Origin of the sequence: Ectopseudomonas composti (assembly GCF_900115475.1) — a bacterium.
Taxonomy (GTDB): domain Bacteria; phylum Pseudomonadota; class Gammaproteobacteria; order Pseudomonadales; family Pseudomonadaceae; genus Aquipseudomonas; species Aquipseudomonas composti.
Window position 1 is genome coordinate 123,868 of the sequence record NZ_FOWP01000001.1, and the last position, 14,921, is coordinate 138,788.

16 protein-coding genes are annotated in these 14,921 nt (G+C 62.3%); 3 read left to right on the forward strand and 13 right to left on the reverse strand.

Annotated elements, in window-relative coordinates:
* Positions 1-172: 172 nt before the first annotated feature.
* The 3 genes from cysN to BM059_RS00610 all read right to left on the reverse strand — a co-directional run bounded on the left by cysN (position 173) and on the right by BM059_RS00610 (position 3,889).
* On the reverse strand, positions 173-2,068 hold the full coding sequence (gene cysN, locus BM059_RS00600) for a sulfate adenylyltransferase subunit CysN (protein ID WP_074936027.1): 1,896 nt from the start codon (positions 2,066-2,068) through the stop codon (positions 173-175).
* A 12-nt stretch (positions 2,069-2,080) separates the two neighbouring features.
* Positions 2,081-2,998, reverse strand: a complete 918-nt coding sequence (gene cysD / locus BM059_RS00605; protein WP_037000605.1) for a sulfate adenylyltransferase subunit CysD — start codon at positions 2,996-2,998, stop codon at positions 2,081-2,083.
* Positions 2,999-3,130: 132 nt separating this feature from the next.
* Positions 3,131-3,889 carry a Nif3-like dinuclear metal center hexameric protein gene (locus tag BM059_RS00610; protein ID WP_074936029.1) on the reverse strand — a complete coding sequence of 253 codons (759 nt, stop codon included), beginning with the start codon at positions 3,887-3,889 and terminating at the stop codon, positions 3,131-3,133.
* Between the two features lie 110 nt (positions 3,890-3,999).
* Here BM059_RS00610 and algW point away from each other — a divergent pair, with 110 nt between their 5' ends.
* Positions 4,000-5,142, forward strand: a complete 1,143-nt coding sequence (gene algW / locus BM059_RS00615; protein ID WP_037000603.1) for a Do family serine endopeptidase AlgW — start codon at positions 4,000-4,002, stop codon at positions 5,140-5,142.
* A 53-nt stretch (positions 5,143-5,195) separates the two neighbouring features.
* Here algW and hisC read toward each other — a convergent pair whose 3' ends face one another.
* The 10 genes from hisC to BM059_RS00665 form a co-directional block, all read right to left on the reverse strand.
* Entirely contained in the window at positions 5,196-6,248 is a 1,053-nt protein-coding gene (hisC, locus tag BM059_RS00620) for a histidinol-phosphate transaminase (protein WP_037000600.1), read from the reverse strand.
* Between the two features lie 127 nt (positions 6,249-6,375).
* A complete protein-coding gene (gene hisD / locus BM059_RS00625; RefSeq protein WP_074936031.1) occupies positions 6,376-7,683 on the reverse strand; it encodes a histidinol dehydrogenase in 1,308 nt (435 codons plus the stop codon).
* A gap of 122 nt (positions 7,684-7,805) precedes the next feature.
* Positions 7,806-8,441, reverse strand: coding sequence for an ATP phosphoribosyltransferase (gene hisG / locus BM059_RS00630; protein ID WP_061240588.1), 636 nt, complete (start codon positions 8,439-8,441; stop codon positions 7,806-7,808).
* A 63-nt stretch (positions 8,442-8,504) separates the two neighbouring features.
* On the reverse strand, positions 8,505-9,770 hold the full coding sequence (murA, locus tag BM059_RS00635; RefSeq protein ID WP_037000596.1) for a UDP-N-acetylglucosamine 1-carboxyvinyltransferase: 1,266 nt from the start codon (positions 9,768-9,770) through the stop codon (positions 8,505-8,507).
* A gap of 22 nt (positions 9,771-9,792) precedes the next feature.
* Positions 9,793-10,032: a BolA family protein gene (locus BM059_RS00640; RefSeq protein ID WP_037000595.1), complete on the reverse strand. Its 240-nt coding sequence runs from the start codon at positions 10,030-10,032 to the stop codon at positions 9,793-9,795.
* Between the two features lie 118 nt (positions 10,033-10,150).
* Positions 10,151-10,459 carry an STAS domain-containing protein gene (locus BM059_RS00645; protein WP_074936033.1) on the reverse strand — a complete coding sequence of 103 codons (309 nt, stop codon included), beginning with the start codon at positions 10,457-10,459 and terminating at the stop codon, positions 10,151-10,153.
* Positions 10,456-11,088 carry an MlaC/ttg2D family ABC transporter substrate-binding protein gene (locus BM059_RS00650; RefSeq protein WP_074936035.1) on the reverse strand — a complete coding sequence of 211 codons (633 nt, stop codon included), beginning with the start codon at positions 11,086-11,088 and terminating at the stop codon, positions 10,456-10,458. The genes BM059_RS00645 and BM059_RS00650 overlap by 4 nt, the downstream gene beginning before the upstream one ends.
* Before the next feature lie 14 nt (positions 11,089-11,102).
* Positions 11,103-11,573 (reverse strand): outer membrane lipid asymmetry maintenance protein MlaD, encoded by a 471-nt coding sequence (gene mlaD, locus BM059_RS00655; RefSeq protein ID WP_037000592.1) that lies wholly within the window; start codon positions 11,571-11,573, stop codon positions 11,103-11,105.
* Positions 11,573-12,370: a lipid asymmetry maintenance ABC transporter permease subunit MlaE gene (gene mlaE, locus BM059_RS00660; protein WP_074936037.1), complete on the reverse strand. Its 798-nt coding sequence runs from the start codon at positions 12,368-12,370 to the stop codon at positions 11,573-11,575. The genes mlaD and mlaE overlap by 1 nt, the downstream gene beginning before the upstream one ends.
* Positions 12,370-13,179, reverse strand: a complete 810-nt coding sequence (locus BM059_RS00665) for an ATP-binding cassette domain-containing protein (RefSeq protein WP_037000589.1) — start codon at positions 13,177-13,179, stop codon at positions 12,370-12,372. Before BM059_RS00665 ends, mlaE begins: the two co-directional genes overlap by 1 nt.
* Positions 13,180-13,424: 245 nt before the next feature.
* Here BM059_RS00665 and BM059_RS00670 point away from each other — a divergent pair, with 245 nt between their 5' ends.
* Together BM059_RS00670 and BM059_RS00675 are read left to right on the forward strand one after the other, a co-directional pair.
* Positions 13,425-14,399 (forward strand): KpsF/GutQ family sugar-phosphate isomerase, encoded by a 975-nt coding sequence (locus BM059_RS00670; protein WP_037000588.1) that lies wholly within the window; start codon positions 13,425-13,427, stop codon positions 14,397-14,399.
* Positions 14,399-14,920: a KdsC family phosphatase gene (locus BM059_RS00675; RefSeq protein ID WP_037000585.1), complete on the forward strand. Its 522-nt coding sequence runs from the start codon at positions 14,399-14,401 to the stop codon at positions 14,918-14,920. The genes BM059_RS00670 and BM059_RS00675 overlap by 1 nt, the downstream gene beginning before the upstream one ends.
* The last annotated feature ends 1 nt before the right edge of the window (position 14,921 follow it).

Below are 14,921 nucleotides of genomic sequence, written 5' to 3' on the forward strand. Positions count from 1 at the left end.
CGATTGCGGGGCTTTTTATTGGGCGCGGTTGTGGGCTACGCGGGACGGTAGGAGCGAATTCATTCGCGATCATCGTAAGCCCATATCGCGAATGAATTCGCTCCTACAAAAGACACCCCACAAACGAAGAGCCCCGCTAATAGGCGGGGCTCATCATGCTGCATCGCGAGCGTTAGATCGCGCCGCGACTGCGCAGCAAGTCCAGCACCGCCTTGACGCCCTCCTCGACCGACTGCGTCTGGGTGTCGATCACCAGATCGGCGTTCAGCGGCACGTCGTAGGGGAAGCCGTCGCCCGGGATGTTGTCGCCACCGGCGGCATACAGGCCCTGCGGATCACGCTCGGCGCAGACCTGCGGCGAGGCCTGGACGTAGACGGTCAGAGCGCGCTCGCTGCCGATCAGTGCCTTGGCCTGCTCACGCCCTTCTGCATCCGGGGCGACGAAGGCGGCCAGGGCAATCATCCCGGCTTCGTTGAACTGACGCGCCACATGCGCGGCACGGCGCCAGTTCTCGGCGCGGCCTGCGCGATCCTGCGGCAGCCCCTTGTTGAGATCGTGGCGCAGGTTCTGGCCATCGAGCACGTACACCGCACGGCCCATGTCGAACAGCTTGCGCTCCACGGCATAGGCCAGGGTGCTCTTGCCGGCGCCGGACAGGCCGCTGAACAGCACGGTGGCTGGCTGCTGGCCAAAGCGCGAAGCACGCTCCTCGGTCGATACGTGCGCCAGACGGCCATGCTGACCGCCGCCATGGGCGACAGGATCGGCGATGATCATGCCAGCACCGACGGTGCCGTTGGTCAGGCGGTCGACGATGATGAAAGCGCCAGTGGTGCGGTTGTATTCGTAACCATCCAGGGCGATCGGCGCATCCAATGCGACCTTGACCCGGCCGATCTCGTTGAGCTTCAGCTCGCTGGCTGCGCCCTGCTCCAGGGTGTTCACATCAACGCGATGGACGATGCTTGGGATCGAGCCGGGCACGTAGCTAGTGGCGCGTTTGATGTCGTATTTCTTGCCCGGCAGCATCGGCTCTTCGCCCATCCACACCAGCATGGCCTCGAAGCTGTCGGTAACCTGCGGACGGTTGTCGGCATGCACCAGCATGTCGCCGCGCGACACGTCGATCTCGTCTTCCAGGGTCAGGGTGATTGCCTGGCCCGGGCCTGCCTGTTCCAGCTCACCTTCGAAGGTGACGATGGATTTGACCCGACTGCTCTTGCCCGACGGCAAGGCCAGCACTTCGTCGCCCTTGCGCACGATGCCGCTGGCCAGGGTGCCGGCGAAGCCACGGAAGTTCAGGTTCGGGCGGTTGACGTACTGCACCGGGAAGCGCAGGTCGTCGAAATTGCGGTCGCCCGCGACTTCGACGGTCTCGAGAATTTCCATCAGCGACTGGCCGGTGTACCAGGGCGAGCGCTCGGACTTGTTGACCACGTTGTCGCCCTTGAGCGCCGACATCGGCACGAACTCCAGGGTGGTCGGACGCAGGTTGATCTTCTCGGCGAAGGCCAGGTAGTCGGCCTTGATCTGCTCGAAGACGCCCTGATCGAAGTCCTTCAGGTCCATCTTGTTGACGGCGACGACGATGTGCTTGATGCCCAGCAGGGACGCGATGAAGCTGTGGCGTCTGGTCTGGGTCTGCACGCCATAGCGGGCGTCGATCAGGATGATCGCCAGGTCGCAAGTGGACGCACCAGTGGCCATGTTGCGCGTGTACTGCTCATGGCCGGGGGTGTCGGCGATGATGAACTTGCGCTTGGCAGTGGAGAAGTAGCGGTAGGCCACGTCGATGGTGATGCCCTGCTCGCGCTCGGCCTGCAGGCCGTCGACCAGCAGTGCCAGGTCGATGTCATCGCCGGTGGTGCCGACCTTCTTCGAATCCTTGGTGATGGCTTCCAGATGATCTTCGTAGATCATCTTGGAGTCGTGCAGCAGGCGGCCGATCAGCGTGCTCTTGCCGTCGTCGACGTTGCCGCAGGTAAGAAAGCGCAGCAGTTCCTTGCGCTCATGCTGGGCCAGGTACGCGAGAATGTCCTGGCTGATCAAATCGGATTGGTGACTCATCGTGCGCGATCCTCAGAAATAGCCCTGACGTTTCTTCTCTTCCATCGAACCGGCCTGGTCGTGGTCGATGACCCGGCCCTGGCGTTCGCTGGTCTTGGTCAGGAGCATCTCCTGGATGATTTCCGGCAGCGTGGTGGCGGTGGATTCCACGGCTCCCGTCAGCGGGTAGCAGCCGAGTGTGCGGAAACGCACCATCTTCTTGGTGATACGCGCCTTCTCTTCATCGGACAGGTGCTCGAGAATGCGCTCGTCGTCGATCATGATCAGCGTGCCGTTCTTCTCGATCACTTCGCGCTCGGCGGCGAAGTACAGCGGCACGATCGGGATCTGTTCCAGATAGATGTACTGCCAGATATCCAGTTCGGTCCAGTTGGAAAGCGGGAAGACGCGGATCGACTCGCCCTTCTTCACCTTGCCGTTGTAAACGTTCCACAGCTCGGGGCGCTGGTTCTTTGGGTCCCAGCGGTGCTTGCTGTCACGGAAGGAATACACGCGCTCCTTGGCCCGCGACTTCTCTTCGTCGCGGCGCGCGCCACCGAAGGCGGCATCGAAGCCGTACTTGTCCAGCGCCTGCTTGAGGCCCTCGGTCTTCATCACGTCGGTGTGCTTGGCACTGCCGTAGGTGAAGGGATTCATGTCCTGCGCCACACCATCGGGGTTGATATGGGTGATCAGGTCCAGGCCCATTTCGCTGACCATTTTCTCGCGGAAGCGATACATCTCCTGGAACTTCCAGCGGGTATCGACGTGCATCACCGGGAACGGCAGCTTGCCAGGGAAGAATGCCTTGCGGGCCAGATGCAGCATCACGGCTGAATCCTTGCCGATGGAATAGAGCATCACCGGGTTATCGAATTCGGCGGCCACTTCACGAATGATGTGGATGCTTTCCGCCTCCAGCTGCTTCAGATGGGTCAATTTGTCGAGCATGGCTACTCACGGATTGCTGTTATGGGGCCGGCGGGCCGTGGACGAGCGCGCACTCTACCACAGCACCTGCTTATACTCAGGGCGCCGGTTAGATCGAAACGTTCTAGCTTTATACCTGCCTGTTTTGCTGGTTCAGACCGGATTGGGGCAGTCGATGAACAAGTGTTCGAGGGCGAAACGACGCGCCAGATAATCACCCAGTGCCTGCACGCCGTAGCGCTCGGTGGCGTGATGACCAGCGGCGATGAAGCTCACGCCGTTCTCACGTGCGCTGTGGAAGGTCTGTTCGGAGGCTTCACCAGTCAGGTACAGGTCGACCCCGGCAGCGACCGCCTGGTCGATGTAGCCCTGCCCACCACCGGTGCACCAGCCTACTCTACGGATCAGCCCTTCGCCCTCTACCAGCAGCGGTTCACGTCCAAGCACCTGCTGCACGTGGTGCGCAAAGTCGGTAGCGCTCATGGGCTCGGCCAGCGAACCGACGAGACCGACCGTGCGCGGGTTTTCCGGCTCAAGCGGCCCCTCGACAACGATGCCGAGCTGACGCGCGAGTTGCACGTTGTTGCCCACCTCGGGATGCACGTCCAGCGGCAGGTGATAGGCCAGCAGGCTGATATCGTTGGCCAGTAGCGCTTTCAGGCGACGCTGCTTCATGCCGGTGACGCAGGGGTTCTCGCCCTTCCAGAAATAGCCGTGATGCACCAGCAGCACATCGGCCTCGGCCTCGATCGCGGCGTCGATCAGCGCCTGGCTGGCGGTGACGCCACTGACGATACGACTGACCTGCGGACGCCCCTCGACCTGCAGGCCATTGGGGCAGTAATCACTGATACGCGACGCGTTAAGAAAAGCGTCAGCTTCTTCCACTAGCGTGGTCAGGGCAATGGCCATGTAGATTCCTCACAAGCTGTTGCGGGCCGCTGCCTAATTGGCGAGCACCTCACTATAATGCGCCACCTTAAGGACCGAATTTGCCCCCCGCAACCCTCAGGATTGTCTCGATGCCCCAGGCACTGCGTTTTCTCGGCTGGCCCCTGCTGGTTGGTGTGCTGTTCGCACTCCTGCTGATCCAGCGCTACCCGGAATGGGTCGGCTTGCCACGCCAGGAAGTGCGCCTGGTGCAGGCGCCGCTCTACAGCCGCGTGCAGGAAGGCCCGGTATCCTATGCCGAGGCAGTCGACACCGCATCGCCAGCAGTGGCAAACCTGTACACCACCAAACTGGTAAGCAAACCCGCTCATCCACTGTTCGAAGACCCGACCTTCCGCCGCTTTTTCGGTGACAACCTGCCTCGTCAGCAGCGCATGGAGTCGAGCCTCGGCTCGGCCGTACTGATGAGCCGCGAGGGCTACCTGCTGACCAACAATCACGTGGTCAGCGGTGCCGACCAGATCGTTGTTGCCCTGAAAGATGGCCGTGAAACCCTGGCGCGAGTGATCGGCAGCGATCCGGAAACCGACCTGGCGGTATTGAAGATCGACCTGCCCAATCTCCCGGCGATCACCCTGGGGCGCTCCGACAGGATCCGCATTGGCGACGTCAGTCTGGCCATCGGCAACCCCTTCGGCGTCGGCCAGACCGTGACCATGGGCATCATCAGCGCCACCGGGCGCAACCAGCTGGGCCTCAACACCTACGAAGACTTCATCCAGACCGATGCCGCGATCAACCCGGGCAACTCCGGCGGCGCGCTGGTCGATGCTCACGGCAACCTGGTCGGTATCAACACCGCGATTTTCTCCAAGTCCGGCGGCTCGCAGGGCATCGGCTTCGCCATCCCGGTGAAACTGGCGATGGAGGTGATGCAGGCGATCATCGAACACGGCCAGGTGATTCGCGGTTACCTCGGTGTCGAGGTCCAGCCGCTGACACCGGAGCTGGCCGAGTCCTTCGGCCTCGATGGTCGCCCCGGCATCGTTGTCGCTGGTGTCTATCGCGACGGCCCGGCACAGAAAGCCGGCCTCCAGCCTGGCGACCTGATCCTCAGTATCGATGGCGAGCCAGCCAGCGACGGCCGTCGCTCGATGAACCAGGTCGCGCGCACCAAACCCGGCGACAAGATTCGTATCGAGGTGCTGCGCAACGGTAAATCGCTGGATCTGACCGCCGAGATCGGCCTCCGCCCTCCCGTCAATAACAACTGAAGATATGAAAAAGCCGGCTTATGCCGGCTTTTTCATGCCTGATCAGAGCCGTCTCATAACCCGCGCAACGCGTCCAGCAAGGCCTGGTTCTGCTCCGGTGTACCGATGGTGATGCGCAGGAACTGGGCAATGCGCTGCTGCTTGAAGTGACGCACGATCACGCCCTGCTCGCGCAGGCCAGCGGCCAGTTCGGCGGCGTCCTTGCCCGGGTGGCGGGCGAAGACGAAGTTGGCTGCCGAAGGCAGTACCTCGAAACCCAAGCCCTGCAGACCAGCCACCACCGCCTCGCGGCTGTCGATCACCTGCTGGCAGGTTTTCTCGAAATAATCACGGTCCTCGAATGCCGCCGCTGCACCTGCAATGGCGATGCGATCGAGCGGATAAGAGTTGAAGCTGTTCTTGATCCGCTCCAGCGCCTCGATCAGGTCCGGGTGACCGACCGCGATACCGACCCGCAGGCCCGCCAACGAACGCGACTTGGACAAAGTCTGGGTCACCAGCAGGTTCGGGTACTTGTCGACCAGGGCGATGGCCGTCTGCCCGCCGAAATCGATGTACGCCTCATCGACCAGCACCACCGAATCCGGGCTGCCTTGCAACAGGCGCTCGACGGCATCGAGCGGCAGCAGGCAACCTGTCGGTGCATTGGGATTGGGGAAAATGATGCCGGCATTCGGCCTGGCGTAATCCTCGACGCGGATCTGGAACTGCTCGTCCAGCGCCACCTGCTGGTACTCGATACCGTACAGACCGCAGTACACCGGATAGAAGCTGTAGCTGATGTCCGGGAACAGCAACGGCGCGCCATGTTGGAACAAACCGTGGAAGGCGTGGGCCAGCACCTCGTCGGAACCGTTGCCGACGAACACCTGGCTGGTCTGTACGCCGTAATAGTCGGCGACCGCCTGTTTCAGGCGGTCGCTGTTGGGGTCCGGGTACAAACGCAGGTTGTCGTTGACCTCGGCCTGCATGGCGGCGACGGCCTTGGGCGACGGGCCGTAGGGGTTCTCGTTGGTGTTGAGCTTGACCAGCTTGCTCAGCTTGGGCTGCTCGCCCGGCACGTAGGGCACCAGGTCTTTGACGAAGGGGCTCCAGAATTTGCTCATCTGCCCTTCTCTCCTCGAATGTATGGCATGGGGGATGGATATCGCTTCGCTCAACCTGCGAAGCTCGATCCCGTAGGGTGCGCCGTGCGCACCAAAACATTCACAAGGTGCGCACGGTGCACCCTACTTACTTGATGCGGTACTCGGCGCTGCGCGCGTGCGCAGTCAGCGATTCGCCACGGGCCAGCACCGAAGCACTCTTGCCCAGCTCCGACGCGCCATCCGGCGAGCAGAAGATGATCGACGAACGCTTCTGGAAGTCGTACACCCCCAGCGGCGAGGAAAAGCGCGCAGTGCCGGAGGTCGGCAATACGTGGTTCGGGCCTGCCACGTAATCACCCAAGGCCTCGGCGGTATAGCGGCCCATGAAAATCGCACCGGCGTGGCGAATTTCAGGCAGCCAGGCTTCCGGGTCGGCCACCGACAGTTCCAGGTGCTCCGGAGCGATGTGGTTGGCCACTTCGATGGCCTGGGCCATGTCCGCCACCTGGATCAGCGCACCGCGGCCTTCCAGCGAGGTACGAATGATCTCGGCACGTTCCATAGTCGGCAGCAGCTTGGCGATGCTTTCAGCGACGCGGTCGAGGAAGGCGGCATCCGGGCTGACCAGGATCGACTGGGCGTCCTCGTCGTGCTCGGCCTGGGAGAACAGGTCCATGGCGATCCAGTCCGGATCGGTCTGACCATCACAGACCACGAGGATCTCCGACGGGCCAGCGATCATGTCAATGCCCACCTTGCCGAACACATGGCGCTTGGCGGTGGCCACGTAGATGTTGCCGGGGCCAACGATCTTGTCCACCGGCGGCACGCTCTCGGTGCCATAGGCCAGCGCGGCGACGGCCTGGGCGCCACCGATGGTGAACACGCGGTCGACGCCGGCGATGGCGGCAGCAGCGAGGACGATCTCGTTGATCTCACCACGCGGGGTCGGCACCACCATCACCACCTCAGGCACACCGGCGACCTTGGCCGGGATGGCGTTCATCAGCACCGAGGACGGATAGGAGGCCTTGCCGCCCGGCACGTACAGGCCGGCGCGGTCCAGCGGGGTGACCTTCTGGCCCAACACCGTGCCGTCGGCTTCGGTGTAGCGCCAGGAATCCTGCTTTTGCTTCTCGTGGTAGCTGCGCACGCGCTCGGCGGCGACTTCCAGCGCCTCGCGCTGGGCCGGGCTGATACGCGTCAGAGCCAGTTCCAGACGCTCGCGCGGCAGGATCAGGTCAGCCATGGAGGCAACCGCCAGGCCATCGAAACGCTGGGTGTATTCGACCAGAGCAGCATCGCCACGCTCGCGCACGGCCTGGATGATTTCCAGCACGCGCTGGTTGACGCCATCGTCGGACACGCTCTCCCAGCTCAGCAGATGATCCAGGTGTCGGGCGAAGTCCTGGTCAGCGGCGTTGAGTCGGCGAATAGCAATGGGAGCGGTCATGGCAAAGCCTCGTGTAAGGGTAAATTTCAGGCGCCGCTAGAGTAGCAAGCCCACCGTGCGGGCACCTGAGAATTTGGCTATGACACGGATAGGCTGCCGCGACCAGAAGTCGCGGTGAGGAATCAGCCTTGGTGTCGCGCCTCGACGGCGCCACGCAGGGTTTCGATCAGCGCCTGGATGCGCGCGTGCTGCATCTTCATCGAAGCCTTGTTGACGATCAGCCGCGAGCTGATGGTGGCGATCATTTCCTGCGGCTCCAGGCCATTGGCACGCAGGGTGTTGCCGGTGTCGACCACGTCGATGATCTTGTCGGCCAGACCTACCAGTGGGGCCAACTCCATCGAGCCGTACAGCTTGATGATGTCGACCTGACGGCCCTGCTCGGCGTAGTAACGCTTGGCCACGTTGACGAACTTGGTGGCCACGCGCAGGCGGCCTTTCGGCTCCGGCGCACCGACCTTGCCGGCCGTCATCAGCTTGCACTTGGCGATCTGCAGGTCCAGCGGCTCGTAGATGCCCTGGCCGCCGTATTCCATCAGCACGTCCTTGCCCGCCACACCGAGGTCGGCCGCGCCATGCTCGACGTAGGTCGGCACATCGGTGGCACGCACGATCAGCAGGCGCACGTCATCCTGAGTGGTCGGGATGATCAGCTTGCGGCTCTTGTCCGGGTTCTCGGTCGGCTCGATGCCCGCCGCCGCCAGCAACGGCAGGGTGTCATCGAGAATGCGGCCTTTGGACAGGGCGATGGTCAGCATGAAACGGTTTCCTTGAACGGAAGCGGCCGCTCCGACAGGGAGCGGCCCTACGACAACGGAGGCTTAGCCCGGTACGCGGCGGATCTTGGCGCCGAGAAGTTGCAGCTTCTCTTCGATACACTCGTAACCACGATCGATGTGGTAGATGCGGTCGATCAGCGTATCGCCGTCAGCCACCAGCGCCGCCAGCACCAGGCTCGCCGATGCGCGCAGGTCGGTCGCCATCACGGGCGCGCCCTTGAGCTTGTCCACCCCGGTCACCACGGCAGTGTTGCCTTCGACCAGGATGTTGGCGCCCATGCGCAGCATCTCGTAGACGTGCATGAAGCGGTTTTCGAACACGGTTTCGATAATGGTACCGGTGCCGTCGGCCACTGCGTTCAGGGCGATGAACTGCGCCTGCATGTCGGTGGGGAACGCCGGATAAGGCGCGGTACGCAGGTTGACGGCCTTCGGACGCTTGCCCTTCATGTCCAGCTCGATCCAGTCCGGACCGGTGGTGATTTCGGCACCCGCTTCCTGCAGCTTGGCCAGTACGGCTTCCAGGGTCGAAGGATCGGCATCCTTGACCTTGACCCGACCACCAGTGACGGCGGCGGCTACCAGGTAGGTGCCGGTCTCGATACGGTCGGGCATGACATTGAAGCGCGCACCGTGCAGGCGCTCGACGCCATCGATAATGATGGTGTCGGTACCGGCGCCCTGGATCTTCGCGCCCATGGCAATCAGGCAATTGGCCAGGTCGACGACCTCAGGCTCACGCGCGGCGTTTTCCAGCACGCTACGGCCCTTGGCCAGGGTCGCGGCCATCATGATGTTCTCGGTACCGGTCACGCTGACCACGTCGAAGAAGAAGTGCGCACCGCGCAGGCCGCCCTCCGGCGCCTTGGCCTTGATGTAGCCACCTTCGACATCGATGATCGCGCCCATGGCCTCGAGGCCACGGATGTGCAGGTCGACCGGGCGCGAACCGATGGCGCAACCGCCAGGCAGCGCCACTTCAGCCTCACCGAAACGCGCGACCATGGGGCCGAGCACCAGAATCGAGGCGCGCATGGTTTTCACCAGCTCGTAAGGTGCGACCAGCGTTTTGATTGCGCGCGCGTCGACTTCCACTGCCAGCTTCTCGTCGATCACCGGCTCGATGCCCATGCGACCGAACAGCTCGATCATGGTGGTGATGTCGTGCAGGTGCGGCAGGTTGCAGATGGTGACGGGAGCGTCGCCCAGCAGGGTCGCTGCGAGAATCGGCAGAGCAGAGTTCTTCGCACCGGAAATGCGGATTTCGCCATCGAGGCGAGCGCCGCCGGTAATGATCAGTTTATCCATAGGAATCTCGTCGCCCGCAGGCTCAGGAACGCGCGGCCCAATCGGCCTGGCTGAAGAATTTCATGGTCACGGCGTGGATGCTGCCATTGGCGATCCAGGCATTGAGGTGGGCATAGATCTGCTGCTGACGCTTGACCGGGCTGAGAGCGGCCAATTCGTCGCTGATCAGGTTGAGCTGGAAGTTGCAGCCTTCGCCTTCGACTTCCACCTGGGTATTCGGGAGTTTTTCCTCTAGGAGGTTTTTTACTTCTGCAGCCTGCATGCTCGACCTCGACTGACGCATTCGGGCACCTGAGCCCGCGGGCCGGCCATGATACAAAAAAAGCCTCCCGCCTGCGAACCCCGCCAACAGCGGTGCTGACGGAACGACGGGAAGCGCTTCACGGCTGCAACGGCAGCAACTCCAGCAATCCGCTGACCTGAGCGATCTCACGCATGTCGTCGGGCAGCGCACTGATCGTCAGCTCGCGCCCGGCCTTGCGTGCATCGCGCATGAACGCCAGCAGCAACGCCAAACCGACGCTGCTGGACTTTTCCACTGCGCTGCAGTCGAGCGCCAGGCTCGTCGCACCGCTGGCGGCGATCAGGCGCGCGCCTTGCTCACGCAGTTGCGGCCCGGTGCTGTAGTCCAGCACACCACTGAGCTGTAACTGCCCAGCGGCGCGCTCGCTGATGCTCGCCTGACTCACGACTCGCCCCGAGCCTGACGGGCGCGGGCCACGGTATCAGCCCAGGTATCGATGACCTTGTCCAGATCGTTGCGATTGTTCTGCATCGACTGGGCGAATTGATCGCGGAACAGTTTGCCGACGTTGATGCCATTGATAACCACATTGCGCAGCTTCCAGACGCCATCCATCGAGACCATGGTGTAGGACAGCGGATAAACCACGCCCTTGCCATCACGAATCTCCATACCGACCGAGGTACGCTCGCCTTCAGCCTTACCGCTGACCGGCAACACGCGAATGTCCTGATTGTTGTACTCGAGCAGGGCATTGCCATAGAACTGCATCAGGCTGCGCTTGAAGTTCTCCTGAAAGCGCGTCATCTGCTCGGGCGAGGCCTGACGCGAGTAACGCACGGTCATCACGCCGCGGGCGATGCCCTCGACATCGACCACCGGGCCGAGAATTTCGTTGAGCGAGTCGTAGAAGGCATTGGGGTCGCTGCGGTAGCGGTCCTTGTTGGCCTTGAGGTCAGTCAACAGGGTATCAGTGGTCTGCTGCACCACTTCATGGGCGCTTGGCGCGGCAACGGCCAGCAGCGGCATGGTGGCCAGCAGCACCAGCAGGGAATTACGCACGGTCTTGAACATGTCAGGAGCCCTCATCAATTGGCTTCATCTTTATTGACCGAATTGAGCAGGAATTTGCCAATCAGGTCTTCCAGCACCAGCGAGGACTGCGTGTCGTGGATGGTACTGCCGTCCTTGAGCACCTCCTCGTCACCACCGACGCTGATGCCGATGTATTTTTCGCCAAGCAGACCTGCGGTCAGGATCGACGCAGTGGAATCCTCAGGCAGGTTATTGACGCCGCCATCGACCTCTAGGGTCACCCGCCCCATGTAACTATCACGATCCAGATCAATAGCAGTGACCTTGCCAATGGTCACTCCGGCCATGGTCACCTTGGAGCGCACGGTGAGCCCGGCGATGTTGTCGAAATAGGCATAGACCTTGTAAGTGTCGCCAGCACTGCCGACGCTCAAGCCACTGACGCGCAGGGCCAACAGCAGCAGGGCGAGCACACCGGCCATGAGGAACAGGCCGACACCAATCTCCAGCGTGCGGTTTTGCATCAGAAGTCTCCAAACATCAAAGCGGTCAGAATGAAATCCAGGCCAAGCACGGCCAGTGAGGCATACACCACGGTGCGCGTGGTCGCGCGGCTGATACCTTCGGATGTGGGCTCGCAGTCATAGCCCTGGAACACGGCGATCCAGGTCACCACGAAGGCGAAGACGATGCTCTTGATCACACCGTTGAGTACATCGTCATAAAAGGAAACACTGTTCTGCATGCTGGCCCAGAACGAGCCTTCATAAACGCCCAGCCAGTCGACTGCGACCATGGCGCCCCCCCAGATGCCGACCACGCAGAAGATCATCGACAGCAGCGGCATCGAAATGAAGCCCGCCCACAACCGTGGCGCGACGATGTACTTGAGCGGGTCGACACCGATCATCTCCAGGCTGGAGAGCTGCTCGGTGGACTTCATATTGCCGATTTCGGCGGTCAACGCGGAACCGGCGCGACCTGCGAACAGCAGCGCGGTCACCACCGGCCCGAGCTCACGCAACAGAGTCAGAGCAACCATCTGCCCCACGGCCTGTTCGGAGCCATAGCTGACCAGGATGTTGTAACCCTGCAGCGCCAGCACCATGCCGATGAAGACACCGGAAACGACGATGATCGCCAGCGACATCACGCCGACGGCGAAGAGCTGCTTGATCAGCAGCTGCAAGGGCTTTCCCGCACGGCTGCGGCCGAACAACGCGCTCACCAGGAACAGCACGGAGCGCCCCAGCGTCGCGACTATATCGATACCCGCACGACCGAACAGACGCAGCCGTTCGAGCGGTGAAATTCTGCGCATCAACCTCTCCCCAACAGATCTTCGCGGTAGTCCGGCGCTGGAAAATGGAACGGCACCGGGCCATCCGGGATACCCTTCATGAACTGACGAATACGTGGATTATCCGACTCCATCAGCTCGGCTGGAGTGCCCTGCCCCAACACCTGTGCATCACCGACGACATAGAGGTAGTCGGCGATACTGGCGGTTTCTGCAAGATCATGAGAGACCACCACACTGGTGATCCCCAACGCGTCGTTGAGCAGGCGAATCAGGCGCACCAGCACCCCCATGGCAATGGGGTCCTGGCCAACGAACGGCTCGTCATACAGCAGGATCTGTGGATCGAGCGCGATGGCACGGGCCAGCGCCACACGGCGCTTCATCCCGCCGGATAGCTCGTCCGGCATCAGTTCCAGCGCCCCGCGCAAGCCAACAGCCTGCAGTTTCATCAGGACGATGTCGCGGATCATCTCTTCAGGGAGCTTGGTATGCACGCGCAGAGGGAACGCCACGTTCTCGAAGACGTCGAGGTCGGTGAACAGCGCACCGCTCTGGAACAGCACCCCCATCTGCTTGCGCATGTCGAACAGCTCGTCACGCGACAGCTTCGGCAGGCTCACACCGGAAACGCGAACGTCACCGGCAGACGGACGCAGCTCGGCGGCGATCAGGCGCAGCAAAGTGGTTTTGCCACAGCCGGACGGCCCCATAATGCCGGTAACCTTGCCGCGCGGTATGCGGATGTCGACCTTATCGAAGATCGAACGCGCGCCACGCTGAAAGCTGACGCCCTGCAACTCGATCGCGTACTCGTGCTCGGCGCTCATCTGAACTCCTTGAGAATCAGGCCTTCCTGGCAGACGCCGCCTCCAGAAGCAAGGACACGCGCCAGCCAGAGGGGGCCAAAATGGCCGCGAACTATAGCATTTGCCATACATGCCGCCCAATAGCGCCCCAGCGCGGCGTTCAGACTTGCGACAGTATCGACACGACCCACACGCAGCAAAGGTGAGCGCGGGAAGCTTTTCCCGTTATAATCGTCGTCTTTTTTCGCCTGACAGCCTTACCTAGCATGAACCAGACCCGCGACCTGATTGATTCCGCGCAACGCACCATCCGCCTCGAACTCGAGGCGGTGCAAGAGCTATTGCCCCGAATCAATGCCGATTTCATCAAGGCCTGCGAGCTGATTCTCAGCTGCAAGGGCCGCGTGGTCGTGGTTGGCATGGGCAAGTCCGGGCATATCGGCAACAAGATCGCTGCGACTCTGGCCAGCACCGGCACCACGTCTTTCTTCGTCCACCCGGCAGAAGCCAGCCACGGCGACATGGGCATGATCACCAAGGACGACATCGTCCTGGCGCTCTCGAACTCGGGCTCGACCGCCGAGATCGTCACCCTGCTGCCACTGATCAAACGCCTCGGCATCCGCCTAATCAGCATGACCGGCAACCCGGATTCTCCATTGGCCAAGGCCGCTGAGGTCAATCTCGACGCACGCGTCTCGCAGGAAGCCTGCCCACTGAACCTCGCACCGACCTCTTCGACCACCGCCAGCCTGGTACTGGGCGACGCTCTGGCCATCGCCCTGCTGGAGGCCCGCGGCTTCACTGCCGAAGACTTCGCCTTCTCACACCCCGGCGGCGCACTCGGCCGACGCCTGCTACTCAAGGTAGAGAACGTGATGCACAGCGGCGAAAGCCTGCCTCAGGTCACACGCGGCACCAGCCTGCGTAACGCGCTGCTGGAGATGACTCAGAAGGGCCTGGGCATGACCACGATCCTGGAGAGTGACGGTCATCTGGCAGGAATCTTCACCGACGGCGACCTGCGTCGTGCACTGGACAAGGGCATCGACGTACGCGATGCCTGTATCGACGATGTGATGACGCCGCACGGCAAGACCGTCCACGCCGAGATGCTCGCCGCCGAGGCCCTGAAGATCATGGAAGACAACAAGATCAGCGCCCTGGTGGTGGTCGACGGTGACGATCGCCCCATCGGCGCGTTCAACCTCGGCGACCTGCTGCGCGCGGGAGTAATGTGATGAACGACCTGCTGCAACGCGCCCGCGCCATCAAACTGGCAATCTTCGACGTCGATGGCGTGCTTACCGATGGCCGCCTGTATTTCCTCGAAGATGGCAGCGAGTTCAAGACGTTCAACACGCTCGACGGCCACGGTATCAAGATGCTGATCAACTCGGGCGTACGCACTGCCATCATCAGCGGGCGCAAGACCCCGGTGGTCGAGCGCCGCGCCAACAACCTGGGCATCCAGCACCTGTTCCAGGGCCGCGAAGACAAACTCGTGGTACTCGACGGCCTGCTCGCCGAACTCGGCCTAAGCTATGAACAGGTCGCCTACCTCGGTGACGACCTGCCGGACCTTCCGGTCATTCGCCGTGTCGGATTAGGCATGGCCGTGGCCAGCGCTGACGGTTTCGTTCGCCAGCACGCCCATGGCGTAACCCAGGCACGCGGCGGTGACGGCGCGGCACGGGAATTCTGCGAACTGATCATGCGTGCCCAGGGCACACTGGACGCGGCCCAGGCCGCCTACCTGTAGA